The 22,469-nt window shown below is 72.3% G+C and carries 19 protein-coding genes; 13 read left to right on the top strand and 6 right to left on the bottom strand.

Annotated features, from left to right (window positions below; all coding sequences use genetic code 11):
• Positions 1–14: 14 nt before the first annotated feature.
• Entirely contained in the window at positions 15–3,260 is a 3,246-nt protein-coding gene (locus BLV96_RS15890) for an ATP-binding protein (protein WP_086674264.1), read from the bottom strand.
• 179 nt (positions 3,261–3,439) lie between these two features.
• On the opposite strand from BLV96_RS15890, the gene BLV96_RS15885 reads away from it, so the two are divergent.
• Genes BLV96_RS15885 through BLV96_RS15870 form a run of 4 tightly spaced genes read left to right on the top strand, consistent with a single transcriptional unit; the run spans position 3,440 to position 5,959 of the window.
• The gene (locus BLV96_RS15885) at positions 3,440–3,697 is read left to right on the top strand and encodes a WXG100 family type VII secretion target (protein ID WP_086674263.1); all 258 of its coding nucleotides are present in this window, start codon (positions 3,440–3,442) and stop codon (positions 3,695–3,697) included.
• Positions 3,694–3,966, top strand: coding sequence for a WXG100 family type VII secretion target (locus BLV96_RS15880; RefSeq protein WP_091389211.1), 273 nt, complete (start codon positions 3,694–3,696; stop codon positions 3,964–3,966). The genes BLV96_RS15885 and BLV96_RS15880 overlap by 4 nt, the downstream gene beginning before the upstream one ends.
• A gap of 35 nt (positions 3,967–4,001) precedes the next feature.
• Complete coding sequence (locus BLV96_RS15875; RefSeq protein WP_086685250.1) at positions 4,002–4,604, top strand: helix-turn-helix transcriptional regulator; 603 nt, start codon at positions 4,002–4,004, stop codon at positions 4,602–4,604.
• Between the two features lie 29 nt (positions 4,605–4,633).
• Positions 4,634–5,959: an amidase gene (locus tag BLV96_RS15870; RefSeq protein ID WP_086685253.1), complete on the top strand. Its 1,326-nt coding sequence runs from the start codon at positions 4,634–4,636 to the stop codon at positions 5,957–5,959.
• Between the two features lie 86 nt (positions 5,960–6,045).
• On the opposite strand, the gene BLV96_RS15865 is transcribed toward BLV96_RS15870, so the two are convergent.
• From BLV96_RS15865 to BLV96_RS15850, 4 genes are all read right to left on the bottom strand, one after another.
• Entirely contained in the window at positions 6,046–7,200 is a 1,155-nt protein-coding gene (locus BLV96_RS15865) for a coiled-coil domain-containing protein (protein ID WP_086685256.1), read from the bottom strand.
• 105 nt (positions 7,201–7,305) lie between these two features.
• Positions 7,306–9,300, bottom strand: coding sequence for an SDR family oxidoreductase (locus tag BLV96_RS15860; RefSeq protein ID WP_086685258.1), 1,995 nt, complete (start codon positions 9,298–9,300; stop codon positions 7,306–7,308).
• Positions 9,301–9,401: 101 nt separating this feature from the next.
• Complete coding sequence (locus tag BLV96_RS15855) at positions 9,402–10,043, bottom strand: class F sortase (protein WP_091389265.1); 642 nt, start codon at positions 10,041–10,043, stop codon at positions 9,402–9,404.
• 482 nt (positions 10,044–10,525) lie between these two features.
• Positions 10,526–11,986 carry an MSCRAMM family protein gene (locus tag BLV96_RS15850; RefSeq protein WP_091389208.1) on the bottom strand — a complete coding sequence of 487 codons (1,461 nt, stop codon included), beginning with the start codon at positions 11,984–11,986 and terminating at the stop codon, positions 10,526–10,528.
• A 319-nt stretch (positions 11,987–12,305) separates the two neighbouring features.
• On the opposite strand from BLV96_RS15850, the gene BLV96_RS15845 reads away from it, so the two are divergent.
• The 3 genes from BLV96_RS15845 (at position 12,306) to BLV96_RS15835 (ending at position 15,739) form a co-directional block, all read left to right on the top strand.
• Positions 12,306–13,139, top strand: coding sequence for a Bax inhibitor-1/YccA family protein (locus BLV96_RS15845; RefSeq protein WP_091389263.1), 834 nt, complete (start codon positions 12,306–12,308; stop codon positions 13,137–13,139).
• Positions 13,140–13,335: 196 nt separating this feature from the next.
• Entirely contained in the window at positions 13,336–14,058 is a 723-nt protein-coding gene (locus BLV96_RS15840) for an LppU/SCO3897 family protein (RefSeq protein ID WP_086679089.1), read from the top strand.
• 151 nt (positions 14,059–14,209) lie between these two features.
• Positions 14,210–15,739, top strand: coding sequence for a DHA2 family efflux MFS transporter permease subunit (locus tag BLV96_RS15835; RefSeq protein WP_086679090.1), 1,530 nt, complete (start codon positions 14,210–14,212; stop codon positions 15,737–15,739).
• Positions 15,740–15,805: 66 nt separating this feature from the next.
• Here BLV96_RS15835 and BLV96_RS15830 read toward each other — a convergent pair whose 3' ends face one another.
• Positions 15,806–17,026, bottom strand: coding sequence for an acetyl-CoA C-acetyltransferase (locus BLV96_RS15830; RefSeq protein ID WP_086679091.1), 1,221 nt, complete (start codon positions 17,024–17,026; stop codon positions 15,806–15,808).
• A gap of 125 nt (positions 17,027–17,151) precedes the next feature.
• On the opposite strand from BLV96_RS15830, the gene BLV96_RS15825 reads away from it, so the two are divergent.
• From BLV96_RS15825 to BLV96_RS15805, 6 genes are all read left to right on the top strand, one after another.
• Positions 17,152–18,081 carry a pentapeptide repeat-containing protein gene (locus tag BLV96_RS15825; RefSeq protein ID WP_086679092.1) on the top strand — a complete coding sequence of 310 codons (930 nt, stop codon included), beginning with the start codon at positions 17,152–17,154 and terminating at the stop codon, positions 18,079–18,081.
• Between the two features lie 54 nt (positions 18,082–18,135).
• Positions 18,136–18,297, top strand: a complete 162-nt coding sequence (locus BLV96_RS49855; RefSeq protein ID WP_158104189.1) for a hypothetical protein — start codon at positions 18,136–18,138, stop codon at positions 18,295–18,297.
• 130 nt (positions 18,298–18,427) lie between these two features.
• Positions 18,428–19,798, top strand: coding sequence for a cystathionine beta-synthase (locus BLV96_RS15820; protein WP_086679096.1), 1,371 nt, complete (start codon positions 18,428–18,430; stop codon positions 19,796–19,798).
• A gap of 128 nt (positions 19,799–19,926) precedes the next feature.
• Positions 19,927–21,456 (top strand): hypothetical protein, encoded by a 1,530-nt coding sequence (locus BLV96_RS15815; protein ID WP_086679093.1) that lies wholly within the window; start codon positions 19,927–19,929, stop codon positions 21,454–21,456.
• Between the two features lie 348 nt (positions 21,457–21,804).
• The gene (locus BLV96_RS15810; RefSeq protein ID WP_086679094.1) at positions 21,805–22,257 is read left to right on the top strand and encodes a hypothetical protein; all 453 of its coding nucleotides are present in this window, start codon (positions 21,805–21,807) and stop codon (positions 22,255–22,257) included.
• Positions 22,254–22,448 (top strand): hypothetical protein, encoded by a 195-nt coding sequence (locus tag BLV96_RS15805; protein ID WP_086679095.1) that lies wholly within the window; start codon positions 22,254–22,256, stop codon positions 22,446–22,448. The genes BLV96_RS15810 and BLV96_RS15805 overlap by 4 nt, the downstream gene beginning before the upstream one ends.
• The last annotated feature ends 21 nt before the right edge of the window (positions 22,449–22,469 follow it).

Here is a 22,469-nt window from a genome sequence, read left to right as displayed (position 1 = left end):
GTCCCGGCCGGAGCTCACTCGCCGGCGACCGCTCGGGTCCGCACCGAGCCCGCCCGCCGGATCCCGAACGGCTGCATCCGGCTCTCCGCGCGCCGCACGTCCCACACCGCGCCCATGCCCGTGTACGCCGTCAACGCGCCCCGGAACGCCGCTCGCGCGTCGTCCAACCGGCCGGACTCCGCCAGCAAAATCGCCGCGTCCTCGGTCGCCTTCGCCTGCTTCAGCAGCCGGCCCGCCGCGCGGTAGTGCGAAACCGCCGTCAGGACCGGTTCCGGGTCGCCCGTCACCAGCCCTCGGCAGTGCGCGGCCGCCGCCGCGTGGGCCGGGGGGACCTCGGCCTCCGTCGTCAGCAACCGCACCGCCTCCTGCGCGCGGTCGGCCACCCCCAGCCGGAGCGCGAGCCGGACCACGTCCGGCAGCCACTGGTGGCGCGCGGCCGGCGGGTAGTTCTCCTCCAGCAACGGCAGCAACGCCGCCAGCGCCGCCTCGGGCCGGCCGTCCTGCTCGGCCAGCAACGCCCGCGCCGCCAGGAGGAAGTCGCCGCCGTCGGGCTCCAGGCCCGGGGGCCACTGCTGGCGGCCGGCCGCGTCGAGGTGCGTCCGAGCCACGGCCGGCTCGCCTCGGTGCCCCGCGATCAACGCGCCGACGCCGTGCACCAGCAACGCCGATCCCGGGCTGCGCAGGACGTACGACGCCGTTTCCGCGCCGTCGCGGATCACCGCGTCCAGCTCTTCGAGCGCCTCGGGCCAGCGGCCGAGCCAGTAGTAGTGGACCGCGCCCGCCAGGTGCATCTCGCCCGGCACCGCGCGGGTCGCCGCGATCCGCCGGGCGGCCCGCAGCGGTTCCGCGGCCTCGTCGAGGCTGTCGAGCGTCGGCACGGACAGCGCCGCGTCGTCCAGCGGGTGCAGCCCGGCCGGCGCCAGGACCGTCTCGTCGCCGAGCCGCTCCAGCGTGGCCAGCAACGACTCGTGCCGCCCGCGCCACATCTGGGGGACGTCGGCGTCGTCGAGGGTCCGCTTCAGCTCGGCCGTCGCCTCGGCGAAGTCGCCGCGGCGGTAGTAGACGTAGGCGAGGATCCAGCGCATCTCCGCCGCGCGCCGGCTGTCGGACGTCCGCGCGACGACCGAACGCGCTTCGGCCTCGGGTTCCCGGCCGAGCCAGAACAGCAGCCGCGCGAGCGTCGCGGTCAGCGTCTCGCGCGCGTCCGGCGGCAGCGCGCCCTGCGTGACGGCGTGGCGCAGCAGGTCGACGGCGACGCGCGGGGTCTCGGTCGCGACCGCGCCGATGTTGTCCAGCAGCCACGTCGTCACCCACGGGTCGACCTGCGCGGGCGCGGCCGCGAGCTGCCCGGCGACGCGCGCGGCGGGAGCATTAGCGGCGGCGAACGCCTCGGCCAGCTGCCGGTGCAGCGCCACCCGCATCGCCGCGGGCGTCTTTTCGTAGAGCACGCGCCGCAGCAACGGGTGCCGGAACGCCAGCCGGTCGCCCGACTCGACGAGCACCCCGGACGTGATCGCCTCGTCGACCGCGCCGACCAGCGCCGTCGGCGGCCGCTCGGTGGCGACGGCGATGTCCGACAGCGAGAACTCGCCGCCCAGCAGCGCGGCCCAGCGCAGCGTGTCCCGGGTGCCGCTGGAGAGGAAGCTCAGGTACAGCGTGATCCGCGAGCCCAGCGGCGCCGGGATGGTCTGGCACGAGTTGCCGTCCAGGTGCGCGTGGACGCCGTCGAGCACGATCATCGACTGCGCCAGCAGCGTCTCGACGATTTCCCTGGTGTAGCGCGGGTTTCCGGAGCCGTAGGACACCAGCGTCCGCAGCCCGGGCCCGGGTGGCGCGCCGACCAGCTCGGTGGCCAGCGCGTGCGTCTCCGCCTCGGCCAGCGGTGGCAGCGTCAGCACTGTGACATCGTTGTCGAGTTCGGCTCGCAGCTCGTCGAGCGCGGCCGGTCGCGGCACCGGGCGGCACGCGCCCACCAGCAGCAACGGCAGCTCCCGCGTCTCGCGGCTCAGGTACCGCCAGACGCGCAGGGTGGTGTCGTCGGCCCAGTGCAAGTCGTCGACGACGAGCACCAGCGGCGCCTCCGCACACAGCTCGCGCACGAGCCCGAGCAGGCCGTCGACGGGGTCCTCGCCCGACCGTTCGCCGAGACGGGCGGCCAGGTTCGCGCGGCGTTCGTCGGTGGCCCGCGGGTGCACGCCCAGCGCGTCCAGCAGCGGCCGCAGCGCGAACCGCTGGTCCAGCGCATCCGCCGCGGCGAACGCGGGCTTGAGGTCGTGGGCCACGGCGAGCAGTTCGGCCAGCAGCGCCGTCCGGCCGCTGCCGGGTTCGCCTTCCAGCCACAGCGAATGCCCGATGCCCGCGGCGGTGTCGGCGACGGCTTCGCGCAGCCGGGCCAGCTCCGCCTCCCGGCCGACGAAGACGTCCGCGCGCTCGGGCATCGCCGTGACGGGCGAGCGCGGAACGCGCACGGGCGGCGGCGGTTTCGGCGCCGGCTTGTCCCGCAGCTCGTCGTGCAGCCGCCGCAACGCCGGCCCCGGCTCGGTACCCGAAGACTCGACGAGCCGGTCGCGGACGTCGGTGTAGACGGCGATCGCCTCGGTCCGCCGGTCGGAGCGGGCCAGCGCGCGCATGAGCAGGCCGCGCAGCGTTTCGCGGAACGGGTGCTCGCGGGTCAGCGCGGTCAGTTCGGCGATGAGCTCGGCGTGCCCGCCGGACTCCAGCACGATCTCCGCGCGTCGCTCGATCGTCGCGAGCCGCACCTCGGCCAGCCGCGCGCGCTGGGCGGCGGCGAACGGCCCGGGCAGGCCCGAGAGCGGGACGCCGTGCCAGAGGTCGAGGGCCTCGTCGAGGACTTCTCGCGCCCCGCGCAGGTCGCCGGCCGACTGCTTGCGCTGGGCCAGTTCGCGCAGGGCTTCGAAGCGGTGGACGTCGATCGCGCCGGCGTCCAGGCGCAGTGAGTAGCCGGACCCGATCGACGCGAGCAGCTGCGGGCCTTCGCCCTTGGCGCGGCCGGGTTCGAGCGCGCGCCGCAGCCCGGAGACGTAGGTGTAGATGGAACCTTGGGCGCTCTGCGGTGGCGCCTCGCCCCAGACGGCGTCGATCAGCTCCTCGCGCGAGACCGTGCGGTTCGGGTTCATCGCGAGCGCCGCGAGAACCGTCCGACGGTGCGCGGAGCCGAGGTCGAGCTCCGTTTCACCCTGCCACGCTTTGACCGGGCCGAGCATTTGGAGTCTCGGTGCGGAGCCGTCCGCAGCCGACATCGGTCTCCCTTCGTGCGCTGACGAACCGTCACGCGCCGGATGCCTGACGTGAGCATACGCGGCCGCCGTGAACCGGCAGGCAAGGATGGCGGACATTCGGGCAACGGCGGACAGGCGGGGTTCCGCCGGGCCGCGGCGTGCGCGACGCTCGGGGGCGCCGAGATCTCGAGGAGCCCGAAATGGCCACAGCCGAGCCGACCGAGGACATGAAGCGGGCGGCCGCCCGCTTCGCCTTCGCCGTCGACGCAGCCGGCTCGCACCTCCGTGACGTCGCCAGCGAGATGGCGCTGGTGCAGGCGTCCTGGCGCGGCGAGGCGTCGGTGCGGTTCGGCCAGGCGATGAGCGACTGGGAGCAGGAGTTCGACGTGATCCTCTCGCGGCTGGCGCGGCTGCTCGAGACGACCGGCGGCCGGGTGCCGCTGCCCCGGCGGCCATGAGCCGGCCCGAACTGGACGTCCGGTTCGCCGATCTGGTGCTCGACCGGATGGGCGCGATCACCGGTGAGCTGGGCGACCTGCTCGCCGAGCTGGAGTCCACTGTGGAGCCGGAGCTGGCCGGCTGGACCGGCGAGGCGCGCGAGGAGTACCTGCGCGCGAAGCGCGAGTGGGGGCGGGCGGCCGAGCGGATGCCGGGGTGCCTGGAGCGGGCGCGGGAGGCGTTCGGCGAGCTGGCGGGTTCCGTCTTCACGCGCGTGAAGACGGAATAGGGACGGCGTGAAGACGGGCCGTCCACACTGCGACCATGAAGCCCGTCGAAGTGACCGTCCTCGCCTCGGACCCGATCACGCACGCCGGCGCGGTGAGCCTCCTGGAAAGCCATCCGGACGTCCGGATCACCGACCTGGTGCCCGACGTGCTGCTGGTGATGGAGGAGCACGTCACCGAGGCCGTGCTGGGCGAGGTCCGGGCGGCGAAGGCGTCACACGTCGTGCTGGTGGTCGAGCACTTCCGCGAGAGCGACCTGATGTCGGTGCTGGAGAGCGGCGTCGTGGCGATCCTGCCGCGCCGCGAGACGGGCGGCGCCGAACTGGTGACGGCGGTGCTCGCCGCGGGCGACGGCACGGCGAACCTGCCGCCGCGGCTGCAGGGGGCGCTGCTTTCGCAGGTCCAGCGGATGCGCAAGGACGTCCTGGAGCCGAACGGGCTCACGCTATCGGGGCTCGCGGCGCGTGAATGTGACGTGCTGCGGCTGGTCGCCGAGGGCTTCGGGACCGAGGAGATCGCGGCGAAGCTGTGCTACTCCGAGCGGACCGTGAAGAACGTCCTCTACGGCCTGATGACGCGGTGCGGGCTCAACAACCGCGCCCACGCCGTCGCCTACGCGCTGCGCGCAGGCGCTATCTGACCCGTTTCCCGTCGGCTAGGGTCGCGATCATGGTGTCGACCGCCGCCGAGATCGCGGCTTCCGTGCGGGCCGGGCAGCTCGATCCGGTCCAGGTGACCAAGGAGGCCCTCGACCGCATCGCGGCCGCGGACGGCGTCGTCGGGGCCTTCCGCCGGGTGCGCTCGGCCGAGGCGCTCGAGGAAGCCGCGGCGGTGGCCGCGCGGCCCGATCTGGCGTCGTTGCCGCTGGCCGGGGTGCCCGTCGCGGTCAAGGACGTCATGGCGATCGCGGGTGAGTACGCGTCGCACGGTTCGCTGGCGGGGTCGTCTTCTCCCGTCGAGGAAGACGGGGTGATCGCGGCCCGGCTGCGGGCGGCGGGCGCGGTGCTCGTCGGGCTGACGCGGGTGCCGGAGCTGTGCGTCTGGCCGATGAGCGACACCCCGGACGGCATCGCCCGCAACCCGTGGGACCCGACGTACGCCTCGGGCGGCTCGTCGGGCGGCAGCGCGGCGGCGGTGGCGGCGGGCCTGGTCCCGCTGGCCCACGGCACGGACGGCATGGGCTCGGTCCGCCTCCCGGCGGCGATGTGCGGGCTGGTTGGCCTCAAGCCGGGCGCGGGCGAGCTGTCGGAGGGCGGCTGGTTCGGCATGTCGGTGCACGGCCCGCTGGCCACGACGGTCGAGGACGCGGCGCTGCTGTACTCGGTGCTGGCCGGCGATCCTTCGCTGGCGTCGGTGCCGTCGCCGGCCGCGGTGCGCATCGGCATGTCGACGACGGTGCCGTTGCTGCACACCCCCGTGCCGCGAGAGCTGGTGTCGGCGGTGTCGCAGGCGGCCGGCCTGCTGGCGTCGGCGGGACACCCGGTGTCACCGGCCGCGCCGCGCTACCCGGCGACGATGGTCCTGGGCATGACGGCCCGCTGGCTGGCGGGCCCGGCCGAGCAGGCTCGCGACTTCGACTTCCCCCGGTTCCAGCGCCGCACACGCGCGCACGTCCGGGCCGGGCGGCTACTGTCGCGAGCGGGCGTGATCCGGTCGAGCACGCGGGACCGGTGGGTCGCGCGAGCCGCGGAGTTCTTCGAGTCGCACGACGTCTTGATGACGCCGACGTTGTCGCACTGGCCGGTGAAGGCGGGCCGCTGGCACGAGCGGAGGTGGTTGACGAACGTGCTGCCGTCGACGCGCTTGGCGGGGTTCACGGGCCAGTGGAACTTCGCGGGGTATCCGGCGATCACGGTCCCGGTGGGGCGCTCGGCGCGGTCGGGGCTGCCGACGTCGGTCCAGCTGGTGGGACGGCCGGGTGAGGAGTCGTTGCTGCTGGGCTTGGCGGCCCAGCTGGAGTCCGCGAACCCCTGGCCCCGCACCGCCCGCTCCTGAGCACGCTCGCCTGGAATCGAAAGTCCGTGAATGGCACATTCACGGACACTTAGTCCCTCAATGTGCCATTCACGGCTCTGGCAGCGTCAGGAACCCGGCTTGCTCGCCGCCGGGGACAGGGGCTTGGCGCCGTTGCCGTTCCCGTTCGCCGGCTTGGTCGCCGGGCCGTTCGAGTTGGCCGGTTTCGGGGCCGGCTTCGGCGCGGGCTTCGCCGCCGCCTGCTTCGGAGCCGACGCCGGGATCGACGGCTGGACCACCGGCACCACCGGCACCACCGGGGCCGCCGGCGTCGTCGCGGAGTCCGTGTCGCCGCCCACCAGCTTCGACGCCTGCGGGATCACCGCTTCCTCCGGCAGCGTTGCCAGCTGCGTCTCGCTGCGGTTGAGGATGTCCTCCGCCGCCGCCAGGCTCTTGCGGGCCTGCTCGCGGATCTCCGCCAGCCGCTCGACCTTGCGGTTCGCCGCCGTCGTGCGCTGGGCCGCCTGGGTCGTCGCCTCGTCGAGCCGGCGGCGGGCCTCCGCCGTCGCCTCGTCCAGCCGCCGCTTGGCCTCGGCCGTCGCCTCCGCGAGCCGGCGCTCGGCCTGGTTCTTGCTCGCCGTGCGCTGGTCGGCGACGTGCTTCTCCAGCGCCGCCTTCTGGGCCGCCTGGGACGACTCGAACTCGCGCTCGAGCTTCCGGCGCTTCCGCTCGGCCTCGTTGTCCAGCAGCTCGCGCCGCTGGGCCGCCTCGATGGTCAGCCGCTGCACCTCGGCGCGCGTCTCCGCGAGCGCGTTCTCGTGCTCCGAGTGCAGCAGGTCGGCCTGCTTGTCCAGCTCCGCGACCAGCTTCGTGTACCGCTCACGCAGCTTCGTCGACGCCTCGGTCGAGCCCGCCCACGTCTTCTCCGCGGCGGCCTCGGCGCGCTTGATGATCTCGTCCGCGCGGGCCTGCGCGAGCGTGACCGTGCGCTGCATCCGCTCGTCGAGGTCCTCGAGCCGCTCCGGCGGCTTCTTCAGCTCCTCGATGCGCGCTTCGAGCGACGCCACCTGCGAACGGGCCGACTCGGCGTCGCGCGCGGCGGCGGCGGCCTGCGCGGCGGCGGCGTCGCGTTCGCTGAGCACCCGGCGCAGCTGGGCCTCGACGTGGTCGAGGTACTGGCGGACTTCGTTGCGGTCGAAGCCGTGCCAAGCCTGCGTGTACTCGCGGCGGAGGGGGAGGAGGCCGTTGAGGGCGGTTGCGGCGGGGTCGCGCTCAGGAACCATGGGCCCGACCGTACCCGGGGACCGTCCGCATCCGCCGTCCGGCTTAACGAATCACCAACACGTGTCGCCGTGTCGCCGGAACGGCCTCACCCCCGAAACGCTCAGTTACCAGTGGAAGCCCCGCGAAAGCCGGGCCAGCGCCATCGCCGCACGCGAGAGGTGTTTCTCGCCACGGCCGATCTTCAGCTCGCCCGAACCGCCCGCCGCGGTCGAATCCGGGAAGATCCGGAATCCCTGGTACGCGACGGCGTCGGTGAGGCCCGGCGTGAGCGTGTAGGCCAGCCCGATCGCCTGCCCGGCCGGCGTGCCGATGTGCTTCGGCCGCTCGACCAGCGCCGTCAGCACCATGTCCGCGGCCTGCTCCGGCGACTTCGTCGGGAACGCGTCATAGATCTTCGTCGGCCGGATCATCGGCGTGCGCACCAGCGGCATGTGGATCGTGGTGAACGTGATCCCGTCGCCGTGCGTCTCGGTCGCCGCGATCCGCGAGAAGTAGTCCAGCGCCGCCTTCGACGCCGCGTAGGCCGAGAAGCGCGGCGCGATGCCCTGGACGCCGATCGACGACACGTTCACGATGTGCCCGAACTTCCGCTCCGACATGTGCGGCAGCACCGCGAGGATCAGCCGGACCGCGCCGAAGTAGTTGATCGCCATCGCGCGCTCGTAGTCGTGCATCCGGTCGTACGACAGCTTGATCGACCGGCGGATCGACCGGCCGGCGTTGTTGACCAGCATGTCGATCCGGCCGTGCTCGGCCAGCATCGCGTCGACGGCCTTGCGCACCGAGTCCTCGTCGGTGAGGTCGGCCGGGTAGACCGACGCCGTGCCGCCGGCGGCGACGATCTCGTCGCGGACCTCTTCGAGCTCGTGCTGGCGGCGCGCGACCAGCAGCGGGACGCCACCGGCGGCCGCGACCTTCAACGCCGTCGCCCGGCCGATGCCCGACGACGCGCCGGTGATGATCACGCGGCGGCCGTCGAGCTCGCCGCGCGGGCCGTGCTTGCGCGCGCGGAACGGGTCGAGGTGCTCGCGCCAGTAGCGCCACAGCGTCGGCGCGTACTCCTCCAGCCGCGGCACGTCGACGCTGCCGGCGAGCGCCTTGCGCGTCTCGGCCGAGGAGAACACCGACGGGAACGCCATGGTCTCCAGCAGCACCGGCGGGATGCCGAAGCGCTCCATGACGGCGTCGCGCGCGATGGTGACGCCGGGGATGTGCTCGGTCAGCTTGACCAGCCCGACGATCCGCTTCGAGAGGCCCTCGCCCAGCTGCACCGAGATCGTCGGCGCGCCCGCGGCCTTCGCGAAGGCGTTGTAGACCGAGACGACCGGCTGCGGCTCGGGGTTGACCAGGTGGAACGCGCGCCCGTCGAGCCCGGGCTTGACGACCAGCTCCAGCAGCGCCTTGGCGACGTAGTCGACCGGCACGATGTTGGTGTCGCCGAGGTCCGGGCCGACGATCGGCAGCACGTCCGGCAGCCCGGCGAGCCGGTTGATCGCGGGGAAGAGGTAGTACGGGCCGTCGACCTTGTCCATCTCGCCGGTCTCGGAGTGCCCGACGACGACGGCGGGGCGGTACACCCGCCACGGCACCCGGTCCTGCTCGCGGACGATCTTCTCGGCCTCGAACTTCGTCCGGTGGTACGGCGTGACGAGCCGCTGCCCGGCGTCGAACATCTCCTCGGTGAAGATGCCTTCGTGGTCACCCGCGACGGCGACCGACGACACGTGGTGCAGACAGCCGGCGCGCAGGTCGGCGGCGAGGTCGACGACGGCGCGCGTGCCGTCCACATTGGCCTTGACGCTCTCTTCGTCGTCGGCGGTGAGGTCGTAGAGCGCGGCCAGGTGCACGATGTGGTCGACGCTGCCGCGCAGCTCCTCGCGGTCCGCTTCGGACACGCCGAGCAGCGGCTCGCCGAGGTCGCCGGTGACGAGCGTGACGCGGTCGGAGTGCGGCCACTGGTCGACCAGCGCGGCCAGCTTGGCCTTGCTCGACGCGCGGACCAGCAGCGCGACGCGGTCGTCGTCGGGGCGGGAGAGCAGCAGCCGGGTGAACTGGCGCCCGATCAGTCCGGTCGCCCCGGTCACCAAGAACGTCGCCATCGTCTTCACACCTCTCACCGCTTCGCCCTGACCCTGGGCATTCTGCTGCATGTGGGCGTCAGTGACCACCGTGGCGGGACGTGAAGTTACTCACGGGTAACTTAGGCGGGGTCCGCGACGACGACGCGGTTCTCCTCGTAGCCGTCCGAGCCGCCGACCCAGCGGCCACCGCACGTCACGAGCACCACGCGGTGCGGGCCGGACTGGCCGAACAGGTCGTCGGCGCGGGCGGGCAGGTCGTTCTTGTGCACGGTGACCAGCTGGGAGATCCGGTAGCGCCAGGTCTTGCCCGCACTGTCCACAATGGTCACTCCGCCGCCGATCCGCGCGGACCAGAGCTCGGCGAACGGCCCGGTGGCGCCCCGCCAGTTGACGTGCCCGGCGAAGACGCTCGCGCCGCCGGCGGCGGTCAGGTCGGCGCCCCACCAGGTCGCTTGGCGCAGGTCGGCGGGGACGGGGAGTTCGCCGTCGGGGCCGAGGTCCTTGCGGACGAGGGACGCCGTGCCGCCGGCGGGCAGCCGGACGGTGCCGGGTTGCTGAGGTGGCGGCGGGGTGGACGTCTGTGCGGCGGGGGCCGCGGGCGCGGTGCTGGTGGTCGCCGGCGCTGGGGGTGGCGGTGGTGCGGGGGTGGCCGGACGGGCCGCGGGGGCGGCCGCGGCCCCGGCGGCGGGCAGCGCGGTGCCGGCGACGACGGCCACGGGAGGCGAGGTGACGACGGTGCCGCCGAACTGGATGGCGAGCACGGTGGCCGCGCCGAGCGCGAAGCCGGCGAGGAGCCGCCCGCGCTGGGGTTTCCGGGGTGCCCACTCGCCGCCGGGATCGGCCTCGCCCCAGCCGGCCCAGGTGTCGTCGGTGGTCCAGCCCGGGTTCGGCGTGGTCCGGCTGGTGGTGCCGGCGGCCGTCCAGCCGGGGTTCGCCGAGGCTTGGTCGGTGGTGGCGGCGGTTGCCGGGTTGCTCGCTGCCCAGTCGGGGTTCGGCGCGGCCTGGGCGGTGGTGCCGGCGGCCGCCCGGCTGCCGGTGTGGTCGTTCGTCGCCCAAGTCGGGCCGGCCTCGGCTCGGCCGCCGGCCGCCGCGCCCGGATCCGCATCGGCCCGGCCGCCGTCGCCGGCCGGGCTCGGCTCGAACCAGCCGCCCGCGCCACTCGCCGGCCGGCCGGTACCCGGCCGGTACAGCGTCCCGTCGTCGTCCGCCGACCAGCCCTCGGCTTTGGTGCGTGCCATCCCGCTTACCTGCGCGAGGCCCGCCGCGCGGCGAGGGCGACCAGCCCGGCGCCCACCAGCACCAGCAACCCGAGCCCGGCCAACCCCGGTACCGAATAGCTCGTCTCGACCGCACCCCGCGCCTGGACCACCGGCGCGTCACCCGCCGGGATCGCGCGCGGGACCTCGTTCGGCTTGTTCACCACCGTCAACACCAGCGTCTCGCCCGGCTTCACCGTCCCGCACGCCGACGGCGGGTTCTTCGGGTCGTACGCGTTCGTGTAGCCCGGCGGCGGCCCGGCCTCCACCACGCAGATCTCCTGCGGCGCGCGCAGACCGTCGACCGTCACGCCGCCCGTCTTCCCGTCCGTCGTGACCACGACAGGCTTGCCGTCGGCACCGGTGAGCGGCTTGCCGTCCTGGCCCAGCGCGGCCGTCGCCTTGTCCTTGCCCGTGATCCGCAGGACGGCGCCGCCGACGCCCTTGCCCGTGTTCGCGTCCGTCTTCGTCACCTGGACCTTGCCCGGCTTCGCGACGCTCACCACGCCCTGCGCCGTCAGCTCCTTCTCGCCGCCGGTCGAGACGACGCGCTGCTTGTCCGTGTCGACCGGAACCCGCACGTACGGCCGGTCGGCCGGGGCGGCCAGCGACGCCACCAGCTTCGGCTGCTCGCCGGTCGGGGTCAGCTTGACCGTCACGGTCCCGTCCGCGCCCGTGTCGAGCGTGGCGTCCTTCGCGGCGCCCTGCGGACTCGCGTTCCCCTCGGCCGGCTCCCCGCCGAGGGTCGCGGCGGACGCCACCAGTTTCACCGGGACGCCGGGAACGCCCTTGCCCTTGGCGTTCTTCACCGTGACCGTCCACTCGGCGGGCTCGCCGGGGTACTGCGGGTCCTTCGGCGTGGTCACCGACGCCGTCCACGGGCCGCGGTTCGCCTCGGCCTCGGTCCGCAGCCGCTCGACCGCCGCCACGGCGTCCGGGTGCGCCTGCAGCTGCTGCAGGTGGAACGGCGCGTCGTAGCCGATCTTGTCGTACGTCAGCGCCGGGTCGAGGTCCGCGGGCGTGCGCGGGGCCGCCGTCCAGGAGTGCAGCAGGTGCGCGAGTGCGGCGGCCTCGTCCGGCTTCTTGGTGTCGCCGTAGCGCAGGAGCAGGTACGAGATGTTCGCCGCCTGGTCGGCCGGGAGCTTCGTGCCCCATTTCGTCAGCAGCTCGTCGCCCGGCCGGTACTTCTCGTCCGAGTCCGGCGCCTTGAGCTGGAAGCTCACGCAGAAGACCTGCTGGCCGCCGACGATGTAGGAGCCCAGCCAGTTGCCGGTGTGCGGCAGCGGCGTCATCGGCTGCGGCTTCTCGGTGCGGTAGCCGATGCCCTCCTGCTTCGCGGCCGAGGCGACCGGAGCCGCGACGGTCACGGAAAGCGTGCCCAGCAGGGCCGCGGCGACCAGGCCGGTGAGTGCGCGGACGCCCGCGCGGGGACGTGTCGACCACCTCATGGTGTCCAGGCTCCTTCGTCGGACGCGGTGCGGTGCAGCCGCGTCTCCGCAGGTCACGTGATTGAGCAAGTCCCCGACGCGCGCACGGTGAGCAACCGGGCACGCCAGGTGAGGGTCACTCGGAAGGGGCTGAGGTGTCTACCGCTCTTCGGGTGGCTGTCGGTGAACGGTCGTGATCTCCGTCGCATACGGTGTCCACCGAGGCCAGGGGCCCGGCGTCGAGTAAAGTCGTCTTTACTCGACGGGAACCGCTCGCTCCCGGCGGTCGTTGAACCCGATGCAGCGTCGATCCACGAAGCAGCAGATCCAGGAGGATCAGGTGCGTTCCAGTAGCAACCCGGCGTTCCGCAACCTGCCGCACGGCGGAACGCAGACTTACGGCCAGTACGGCCCCCCGGTGGGCTTCAACCAGCCCCAGGGCGGCGTGCCCGGGTACGGCCCCGGGCAGACCCGTTCCGGTGAGGGCGACCGCCCGATGACGGTCGACGACGTCGTCGTCAAGACCGGCATGAGCCTCGGCGTCGCGCTGCTCGTCGGCATCGTCACGGCGATCTGGGCCCAGAGCGAGCTGGCGAACACCGGCCGGCTCTCCGGCGCCCTGATCGGCGCCATGCTCGGCGGCCTGATCGTCGGGCTCGTCATCTCCCTCGTGATCATCTTCCGGCAGAAGCCGAGCGGCCCGCTGACGCTGGTCTACTCGGCGGCCGAAGGGCTCTTCCTCGGCGCGCTCAGCGGCGTGTTCGAGGTCGTCTACCCGGGCATCGCCCTGCAGGCGATCATCGGCACCGCCGGCGTCTTCATCGGCATGCTGGTCGTCTACAAGACCGGCGCGGTCAAGGTGACCCCGAAGCTGACCAAGTGGATCGTCGGGGCCGTCGTCGGCGTCGCGATCCTGATGCTGTTCAACCTGATCAGCGCGCTGGCCTTCGGCTTCAACCCGCTGCGCGACGGCGGCCCGCTGGCCATCGTCTTCAGCCTCGTCTGCATCGGCATCGCGGCGTTCAGCTTCCTGCTCGACTTCGACCAGGCCGACCGGATGATCCGCGAGGGCATGCCGTCGAAGTGGGCCTGGTACACCGCGTTCGGCCTGATGACGACGCTGGTGTGGCTGTACCTGGAGATCCTGCGGCTGCTGTCGTACCTCCGCGAGTAACCCTGGCTCACCGTTCCGCGATGAAGGCGCTCCGTAACCAACCGGGGCGCCTTCTTTGTGGGTAATTCGTGCATATGGGGACCCCGCTGCGGGCCGTGCTCACCCTGCGTGTTGGATGTGCCGGTCGGTTCTTCATTTCACATGTGTGAGGTGCACAGTGAGCGTTCCCCCTCCGGCCCCCGGGGGCCAGCAGCCGGTGGGTCAGCCCGATCCCTACGGGCCGCCGCCGGGCGGTCAGCCGCAGCAGTACGGCCAGCAGGGCCAGTTCGGCGCCGCGCCGGGCACCCCGCCGCAGGGCCAGCCGGGCCAGTACGGCCCGCCGCCCGGCCAGTACCCGCCGCCGCCCGGTCAGCCCGGCCAGTTCCAGGGTGGCCAGTTCCCGCCCGCGCCGCCGGTGCCGAAGAAGTCGAAGACCGGCACGATCGTCAAGTTCTCGGTCATCGGCGTGGTCGTGATCGTCGCCATCGTCGTCGGGATCGTGTCGTTCAACAGCTCGCCGGCCAGCTCCAACGTCGGTGACTGCCTCTCGATCTCCGAGTTCACCCGGGGCGGCGACGACCCGGCGAAGGCCGACTGCGGCGACCCGAAGGCCAACGTCAAGATCGCCGCGAAGCTCGACAGCGCGAGCGACCAGTGCCCCGGTGGCTCCGACGCCGGCTACGACACCTACTCGGTCAGCGGCCGCAGCTCGTACAAGCTGTGCCTGATGATCAACGCGAAGCAGGGCGACTGCCTGGCGAACTTCTCGTCGCAGACCAAGGGCTACCAGAAGGTCGCGTGCACCGACCCGAGCAAGGACGCCGAGCTCGTGAAGGTCGTCGAAGGCCAGGCGAGCGAGAGCGTCTGCGAGGGCACCGAAGCCACCCGCGTCGCGATCTACCCGCAGCCGGCGACGACCATGTGCGTCAAGACGAACTAGCTGCCGGCTCGTCGAAAGGCCTCCTCGCGTGCTTCGCGAGGAGGCCTTCTTCGCTTGGGGCGTCCCACCGACAGCATCCGCTGAGACGCTTTTTGTCGGAGGCCCCCGGTACCCTCGCGGACGAATCGACGAAACTGGGGGAAATCTCCGCATGACTACGCAAAGAACCGGCTCGGCGCCGAACGGTGACGCGCTCGACGCCGGGGTGCTCAAGGTGGCTTCCGTGGTCGTCCTCGGTGCCATCATGGCGATCCTGGACACCACGGTCGTCAACGTCGCGCTGCAGAAGCTGACGATCGAGTTCTCGACGTCGTTCGACGTCATCCAGTGGGTCGCCACGGGCTACCTGCTGGCGCTCGCGACCGTGATCCCGGTCACCGGCTGGGCGTCCGACCGCTTCGGGACCAAGCGGCTCTACATGCTCGCGATCGTGCTGTTCCTGGCGGGCTCGATGCTCGCGGGCGCGGCGTGGAACATCGAAACGCTGATCCTCTTCCGCGTCCTGCAGGGCTTCGGCGGCGGCATGCTGATGCCGTGCGGCATGACGATCCTGACCCGCACGGCCGGCCCGCAGCGGCTCGGGCGCGTGATGGCGGTGCTGGGCGTGCCGATGCTGCTCGGCCCGATCGGCGGCCCCATCCTCGGCGGCTGGCTGGTCGACGCCGTGAGCTGGCGCTGGATCTTCTTCATCAACGTGCCGATCGGCCTGATCACGCTGCTGCTGTCGTGGCGGCTGCTGCCGAAGGACGAGCCCGAGACGGCGTCGCGCTTCGACTTCGTGGGCATGCTGATGGTGTCGCCGGGGCTGGCGGCGCTGATCTTCGGCGTCTCGAAGATCCCGTCCGCGGGCGGGATCGGCGCGGTCGAGGTGTGGCTGCCGGCGCTGGGCGGGCTGGCGCTGCTGGTGGCGTTCGTGCTGCGCGCGCTGCGCGTGCCGAACCCCCTGGTGGACCTGCGGCTGTTCAAGAACCGGTCGTTCACGGTGGCGATGGTGACGATGTCGCTGTTCTTCGTCGCGTTCCTCGGCGGGATGATGCTGCTGCCGACGTACTTCCTGCTGGTGCGCGGCGAAACGACGTTGAACGCGGGGCTGCTGCTGGCGCCGCAGGGCATCGGCGCGATGATCACGATGCCGATCACCGGCCGGCTGGCGGACAAGGTCGGCGCGCGCAAGATCGTGCTGCCGGGCATGGTGCTGATCATCGGCGCGATGGCGGTGCTGACCCAGGTCACGGCGACGACCCCGTACTGGACGCTGCTGTCGGCGCTGTTCGTGATGGGCCTGGGCATGGGCTGCACGATGATGCCGATCACGACGTCGGCGCTGCAGACGCTGCAGCCGAAGGACATGGCCCGAGCCTCGACGGCGACGAACATCGTCCAGCAGACGGCGGGAGCGATCGGGTCGGCGGTGATGGCGACGATCCTGGCGGCCCTGCTGGCGGGCAAGTTCGGCGTCCCGACGGCCCAGGGCCAGCTGGCGGCCACGGGAGCGATCCTGAACCCCGCAACGCACACGGCGGCGACGGGGCTGGCGTCGGAGGCCTTCTCGACGACGTTCGTGTGGTCGCTGGTGCTGGTGGTGCTGTGCGTGATCCCGGCGCTGTTCCTGCCGAAGAACCGCCCGGCTCCGGCGTCCGCGGAAGGCGAGGAGGCCGCACCCCCGGTGATGGTCCACTAGATGTCATGAACGACTCGTTCATGTCGTCAGGCGACATGAACGAGTCGTTCATGACAGTGGGTCAGCTCAGGAGAGGCGCTCGATGATCAGCGCCATGCCCTGGCCGCCGCCCACGCACATCGTCTCCAGGCCGAACTGCTTGTCGTGGTGCTGCAGCGAGTTGATCAGCGTCGACGTGATGCGCGCGCCCGTCATGCCGAACGGGTGGCCCACCGCGATCGCGCCGCCGTTCACGTTCAAGCGGTCCAGGTCGATGCCCAGGTCGCGGTACGACGGGATCACCTGCGCGGCGAACGCCTCGTTGATCTCCACCAGGTCGATGTCGCCGATCGACAGCCCCGCCCGCGACAGCGCCTGCTTGGACGCCTCCACCGGGCCGTAGCCCATGATCTCCGGCGACAGCCCCGTCACGCCCGTCGACACGATCCGCGCCAGCGGCGTCAGGCCCAGCTCGCGCGCCTTCGTGTCGGACATGATGACCAGCGCCGCCGCGCCGTCGTTGAGGGCGCAGCAGTTGCCCGCCGTCACGCGGCCGTCCGGGCGGAACACCGGCTTCAGGCCCGAAACGCCCTCGATGGTCACGCCGGCGCGCGGGCCGTCGTCCTTCGAGACGACCGTGCCGTCCGGGAGCGTCACCGGGGTGATGTCCTTGGCCCAGAAGCCGTCGGCGATGGCCTTCTCGGCCAGGTTCTGCGAGCGGACGCCGAACTCGTCCATGTCCTCGCGCGTGACGCCCTTCACCCGCGCCAGGTTCTCGGCGGTCTGGCCCATCGCGATGTAGACGTCGGGGACGTCGCCGGACGTGCGCGGGTCGGTCCAGCTGTCCGTGCCCGACTCGGCCGTCGCCGCGGTGCGCTTCTCCGCGTCGGCGAACAGCGGGTTGTGCGTGTCCGGCCACGAGTCCGAGCTGCCCTTGGCGAACCGCGAGACGGTCTCGACGCCGGCCGAGATGAAGACGTCGCCCTCGCCGGCCTTGATCGCGTGGAACGCCATCCGCGTGGTCTGCAAGCTGGACGAGCAGTACCGCGTGATGGTGCAGCCGGGCAGGTGGTCGTAGCCGAGCTCGACGGCGACCGCGCGGCCCATGTTGAACCCGGACTCACCGCCCGGCAGGCCGCAGCCCAGCATCAGGTCGTCGATGTCGGTGGGGTCGAGCTGCGGCACCTTGGCCAGTGCCGCCTGGATCATCTGCACGGTCAGGTCGTCGGGCCGCATGCCGACCAGCGACCCCTTCCCGGCACGGCCGATCGGCGAACGGGCGGTGGAGACGATGACGGCTTCAGGCATGACGTGACACATCCTCGTATCGCGAGCTAAGCGTGCTAAGCGGTTGCTCACCAGTGTGCCGTGAACCACGCTCCGGGCAAAGTCGAACGCGACCAACGCAACACCGGGCTGGCAGGATCACCCCGATGGGGACCGACGCGCGCGTGCTGCGGACGAGGACGATCCTGCTCTGGGGCGCCGGGCTGCTGGTGGTCGCCGCGCTCGCCGCCACCCTGCTGCTCACCCTCCTCGGCGGGGGCCGGCCCGAGGACTCCGCCCGGCTGGAGGCCCTCAAGACCGCCGCCAACATCGTCGTCGGTACCGGGGGCGCCGCCGCCCTGCTGCTCGCCGCGCGGCGGCAGCGGTCGGCCGAGCTCGATCTCGCGCAGAAGGACCACGACGCCACCGAACGGCGGATCACCGAGATCTACGGCAAGGCCGCCGACCAGCTCGGCAGCGACAAGGCACCCGTCCGGCTCGCCGGGCTCTACTCGCTCGAACGGCTCGCCGGCGGCTACCCCGAACACCGGCAGACGATCGTCAACGTCCTCTGCGCCTACCTCCGGATGCCGGTCGAGGACGCCGACCAAGAGGAGGCGCAGGTCCGCAGGACCGCGCAGCGCATCCTGCTGCTGCACCTGCGCCCCGGCAAGCCCGAACAGCCGAGCGACGCTTTCTGGCCGGACATCGACCTCGACCTCTCCGGGGCGCGGCTGGTCGGGCTGACCCTCACGCACTGCTCGATCCGCTCACTCGCTTGCTACGAAACGACGTTCTTCGAACTGACGTCCTTCCGCGGCACCCGATTCCGCAGCAAAGCGGACTTCAACAAGGCGCACTTCGAACACCGGGCCGATTTCCGCGGGGTCGAATTCGTTGACGGGTGCGAAACGTTCAACGGCGCCGTTTTCGCAGGTCCGGCCGATTTCGGGACGAAGTCCGCCGCCCGGCTCACCGGTGCCGAAGCCGAACCGGGGTTCCCCCGCACCTGGCCGCAAGGCTGGGAAGAACGCGCCGGCACGGGGAGGTCACAATTGACACGAAAGGACGAACCGGGGCAACCGGCCCGCCGATAGAATCGTCCCCGCAATGAGAGACCGCTATTCCGCTCACGGGAGGTGAACTCGGATATGGCCATCGAACGGACCCGCGGCTGGGCGTACTTGATCCTGCGGACGGGGTCCCGCGCGGTGCTCGGCACCGGGTGGCATCTCCGGGACGGGATGACGGCCCAGCCGGCGGCGGCTTCCGGGCCCGGACCGGCGACGACGAGCGGCTTGGTGGCCGCCTGAGGTCTTCGCCGGGGCGGACCGGCCCCGCGCCAGCGACCCGGCATCACCGACGCGCACCCGGAGGCCCACCCGGGCCCGGCACGTGGCTTGAGTGGACAACGCCACCGGTGCGCCGTTTAGGCTGGCGGTCGTGGAGTACGCAGAGCACATCGCAGACCTCGTGGGCAACACCCCGCTGGTCAAGCTGAACTCGTTGACCAAGGGGCTCAAGCCGCTCGTGCTGGCCAAGGTCGAGTACCTGAACCCGGGTGGCTCGGTCAAGGACCGGATCGCGCTGCGCATGATCGAAGCGGCGGAGCGCTCCGGCGAGCTGCGCCCCGGCGGCACGATCGTGGAACCGACGTCCGGCAACACCGGCGTCGGCCTGGCCATGGTCGCGCAACGCAAGGGCTACCAGTGCGTCTTCGTCTGCCCGGACAAGGTCAGCGAGGACAAGCGCAACGTGCTCAAGGCCTACGGCGCCCGCGTCGTGGTGTGCCCGACGGCGGTCGCGCCCGAGCACCCGGACTCCTACTACAACGTCTCCGACCGCCTGGTCCGCGAGATCGACGGCGCCTGGAAGCCCAACCAGTACGCCAACCCGCAGAACCCCGAGAGCCACTACCTCTCCACCGGCCCCGAGCTGTGGACGCAGACCGAGGGCAAGATCACGCACTTCGTCGCGGGCGTCGGCACCGGCGGCACCATCTCCGGCACCGGCAAGTACCTCAAGGAGGTCAGCGACGGCCGCGTGCAGGTGGTCGGCGCCGACCCGGAGGGCTCGGTCTACTCCGGCGGCAGCGGCCGCCCGTACCTGGTCGAAGGCGTCGGCGAGGACTTCTGGCCGGACACCTACGACCGGAACATCGCCGACGAGATCATCCCGATCTCCGACGCCGACTCCTTCCAGGTCACCCGCCGCCTCGCGCTCGAGGAGGGCCTGCTCGTCGGTGGCTCCTGCGGGATGGCCGTCGCCGCCGCGCTGAAGCTCGCCGAGCGGCTGACCGAGGACGACGTCGTGGTCGTGCTGCTGCCCGACGGCGGCCGCGGCTACATGACGAAGGTCTTCAACGACACCTGGATGTCCTCCTACGGCTTCCTGCCGCCCGACTCCTCCGGCGCCACGGTCGCCGACGTGCTCACCAGGAAGAGCGGGCACCTGCCGGCCCTGGTGCACTCGCACCCGAACGAGACCGTCGCCGAAGCCATCGCGATCCTGGCGGAGTTCGACGTCAGCCAGATGCCCGTGGTCAGCGCGGAGCCGCCGGTGATGGCCGCCGAGGTCGTCGGCGCGGTCAACGAACGCGACCTGCTCGACGCGCTGTTCACCGGCAAGGCGCAGCTGGCCGACCGGCTCGAGCGGCACATGTCCCCGCCGCTGCCGACGATCGGCGGCGGTGAGCAGGTCGGGGCCGCGATGACGGCGCTCGAGGGCGCCGACGGGGCGCTCGTGCTGATCGACGGCAAGCCCGCCGGCGTCGTCACCCGGCACGACCTCCTGGGCTTCCTGGCCGGGCGCTGAACAGCAGCTGAGAAGGGGCTTAATCGGTGGACCCGGCAGGGGCGTTACGAGCGCCCCGCCGGGTGATCCGATAGCGTGAGCGCGAGTACAAAACTTTCGCGTCCTCGTCAAGGGGGTTCAAGACCCACATGAGTGCACCGCAGCCACCGAACCAGCCGTGGGGTGGCGGCCAGCCACCTCAAGGCCCGCCGAGTGGCCCCCAGCCGCAGCAGGACCCGTTCGGCAGCCCGGAACCGACCCAGGTCGTCCAGCCCCAGGGCGGTTCGCCGTTCGGGGAGACGCCGGAACCGACCCAGGTCGTCCAGCCTGCCCAGCCGGGTGACGGCGGGGCGGGCGCGACCCAGGCGATGCCGCCGGTCGACGCGAACGCGACGCAGTGGGTGAACCCGGCCGGCGGCGGCGACGCCCCGGTCGCGGACTCCACGCAGCTGGTGCCCCCGGGCTCCCAGCCGCCGGCGGCGATCCCGTACACCCCGCCGCCGAGCGCGGCCGACAACCCGGCCGCGGCGTTCGGCCAGCAGCCGGGCGGCTTCGGCCAGCCCGGTCAGCCGGGGCAGCCCGGTCAGCCGGGCGGGTACGGGCAGCAGCCGGGCTTCGGCCAGCCGGGTCAGCCCGGCCAGCCGCCGCAGGGCTTCGGCGGTCCCGGGTTCGGTGGCCCTCCGCAGCCCGGCTTCGGCGGTCAGCCGCCGCAGTTCGGCGGCCCGTCGGCCGGCGGCAACGGCCTCTTCGGCTACATCGCCGGTGGCGTGGTCGCGCTCCTGGGCTTGATCGCGCTCATCATCGCGTTCAGCTACATGGGTGACGCGAGCGACTACTCCTCGCTCGTCGGGGACGGCCCGAGCCAGGAGTTCATCCAGAAGGCGCTCGACGCCGCCGGGCTCATCGGCCCGGGCCTGGTCTGGTTCTACGTCATCATGATCCTGGTGGCGTCGCTGATCTCCCTCGCCGGCGGCGTCGGACTGGCGCTCGTGGGCAAGCTGGGCGGGATCCGGAAGTTCGTTCCGATCGCGATCGTCGCGGGCGGTGCGCTCCTCACGATTTTCGCGCTCCTGCTCAAGATCGGCATGACCCCGAACGCCGAGGCGCTGGCCGGGGCCTCGGCCTCCGAGCGGGACACCTTCGGCCTCGGGCTCCCGCCGCTGATCATCGGCATCCTGATCCTCATCGTGGGCGTGCTCGGGCTCATCCCGGCGACGCGGCAGTTCGTCGGCCTCGGTGGTGGCGGTGCCGCGCCGGGTGGCCCGCAGGGCTTCGGCGGGCCGCAGGGCTTCGGCGGCCCGCAGCAGCCGGGCGCGTTCGGCCAGCCGGGACAGCCCGGTCAGCCGGGTCAGCCGGGCGGGTTCGGGCAGCAGCCGGGTGGCTACGGCCAGCCGGGTCAGCCGCCGCAGGGCTACGGCCAGCCCCCGGCCTACGGTCAGCCGGGCGGGCCCAACCCGTCCAGCGGCGGGTTCCCGCAGCCGTCGAGCGGGGGTTTCCCGCAGCCGGGTCAGCCGCCGCAGCAGGGCGGGTACGGCCAGCCGGGTCAGCCGCCGCACGGCTACCCGCAGCAGCCGGGCCAGCCGCCGCAGGGCTGGGGCCAGCCGCCGGGCCAGCAGGGTCCGCCGAGCGGCGGGTTCGGCCAGCCGGGACAGCCCGGCCAGCCGCCGCAGCAGTGGTGAACTAGTACACCTCCTCGTGCCCCGGAGCCGTTTCGGCTCCGGGGCACGCTGCATTTATAGTCGAATTCGCAATTGTCCGAAGAGGACGAATACGCGATACATCAACCGTCGGTGATCGCGTGACAGCATTTCTGCCACTACCGCAGGAAAATGATCTTGGGTTCCGCCGTCCGGCCGAATTCCGTTCTCTTTCGGAGTCATTCTCCCCTTTGCCGACTAGGGTGAACGCCGTAGTCCCGCGCTGGAGCTGATGGGGGAGTTGTGACCGGTCCGCACGGATACCCGGTGGCACATTCACGTTCGCATTCTTCGACTAGGCCGTCCGGCGTAACGGCGATTCTCGCCGGTTTGCTCGGGCTCGCGGCCGCCGTCGCCGCCGGATTCGTGCCGGTCAAGATCTACCTCGACATGCCCGCCGAATTCAGTCTCGGCGCCCTGCCGGTCTGGGTGCTGATCGACCTGGCCGGCTACCTCGGGGCCGGGCTGGTCCTCCTGCTGGGCGCGCTGGTGACGTTCTTCCGCGCGACGGCGGGGGCGGTCCTGCTCGGCATCGGCGCCCTGCTGGCCATCGGGGCGCTGCTGACCGAGCCGTTCTCGGTGGGCGTCCCGCCGGCCCGCTTCGCCGACGCGATGTTCACCCACGGCGGCTTGGCGATGGTCGACCGGGTCGGCCTGGCCGCGTTGGCCGTGCTGGTGCTGGTCCTGGCGTTCCTGCCGCCGACGTTGCGCTACCTGCGCTACCGCACGCCGACGCTGGGGATGTGGACGGGCCAGGAGGCCTACTCGACCCGGAGCTGGTGACCCTCGCCGGTCACCTCCGGACCGCACGCGCCGCCGCCGTGCTCGCGCTGCTCGGTGGAGTCCTGCTCCTGCGGCGGCAGGACGCCGGGCGGATCGGCTGCATCGCCGGGAGCGCGGCCGCGGTGCTCGCGACGCTGACAGCGGCGGCCCTGGCCGCCCGCTGGTGCACCCCTGAGATCCATCCCACCTGACGGGAATGTCCGGCCCCCGCC

It is taken from the genome of Amycolatopsis pretoriensis, from assembly GCF_900107925.1.
Taxonomy (GTDB): Bacteria; Actinomycetota; Actinomycetes; order Mycobacteriales; family Pseudonocardiaceae; genus Amycolatopsis; species Amycolatopsis pretoriensis.
Note: the sequence above shows the minus strand (reverse complement) of the source record. Positions and strands in the feature narration are given on the sequence as shown.

Coding starts and splice junctions, on each gene's coding strand:
- BLV96_RS15880 (WP_091389211.1), top strand. CDS start 3,694: ATGAGCCGGCCCGAACTGGACGTCCGGTTCGCCGATCTGGTGCTCGAC.
- BLV96_RS49855 (WP_158104189.1), top strand. CDS start 18,136: ATGGCCATCGAACGGACCCGCGGCTGGGCGTACTTGATCCTGCGGACG.
- BLV96_RS15835 (WP_086679090.1), top strand. CDS start 14,210: ATGACTACGCAAAGAACCGGCTCGGCGCCGAACGGTGACGCGCTCGAC.
- BLV96_RS15850 (WP_091389208.1), bottom strand. CDS start 11,986: ATGAGGTGGTCGACACGTCCCCGCGCGGGCGTCCGCGCACTCACCGGC.
- BLV96_RS15825 (WP_086679092.1), top strand. CDS start 17,152: ATGGGGACCGACGCGCGCGTGCTGCGGACGAGGACGATCCTGCTCTGG.
- BLV96_RS15865 (WP_086685256.1), bottom strand. CDS start 7,200: ATGGTTCCTGAGCGCGACCCCGCCGCAACCGCCCTCAACGGCCTCCTC.
- BLV96_RS15815 (WP_086679093.1), top strand. CDS start 19,927: ATGAGTGCACCGCAGCCACCGAACCAGCCGTGGGGTGGCGGCCAGCCA.
- BLV96_RS15890 (WP_086674264.1), bottom strand. CDS start 3,260: ATGTCGGCTGCGGACGGCTCCGCACCGAGACTCCAAATGCTCGGCCCG.
- BLV96_RS15830 (WP_086679091.1), bottom strand. CDS start 17,026: ATGCCTGAAGCCGTCATCGTCTCCACCGCCCGTTCGCCGATCGGCCGT.
- BLV96_RS15875 (WP_086685250.1), top strand. CDS start 4,002: ATGAAGCCCGTCGAAGTGACCGTCCTCGCCTCGGACCCGATCACGCAC.
- BLV96_RS15885 (WP_086674263.1), top strand. CDS start 3,440: ATGGCCACAGCCGAGCCGACCGAGGACATGAAGCGGGCGGCCGCCCGC.
- BLV96_RS15870 (WP_086685253.1), top strand. CDS start 4,634: ATGGTGTCGACCGCCGCCGAGATCGCGGCTTCCGTGCGGGCCGGGCAG.
- BLV96_RS15860 (WP_086685258.1), bottom strand. CDS start 9,300: ATGGCGACGTTCTTGGTGACCGGGGCGACCGGACTGATCGGGCGCCAG.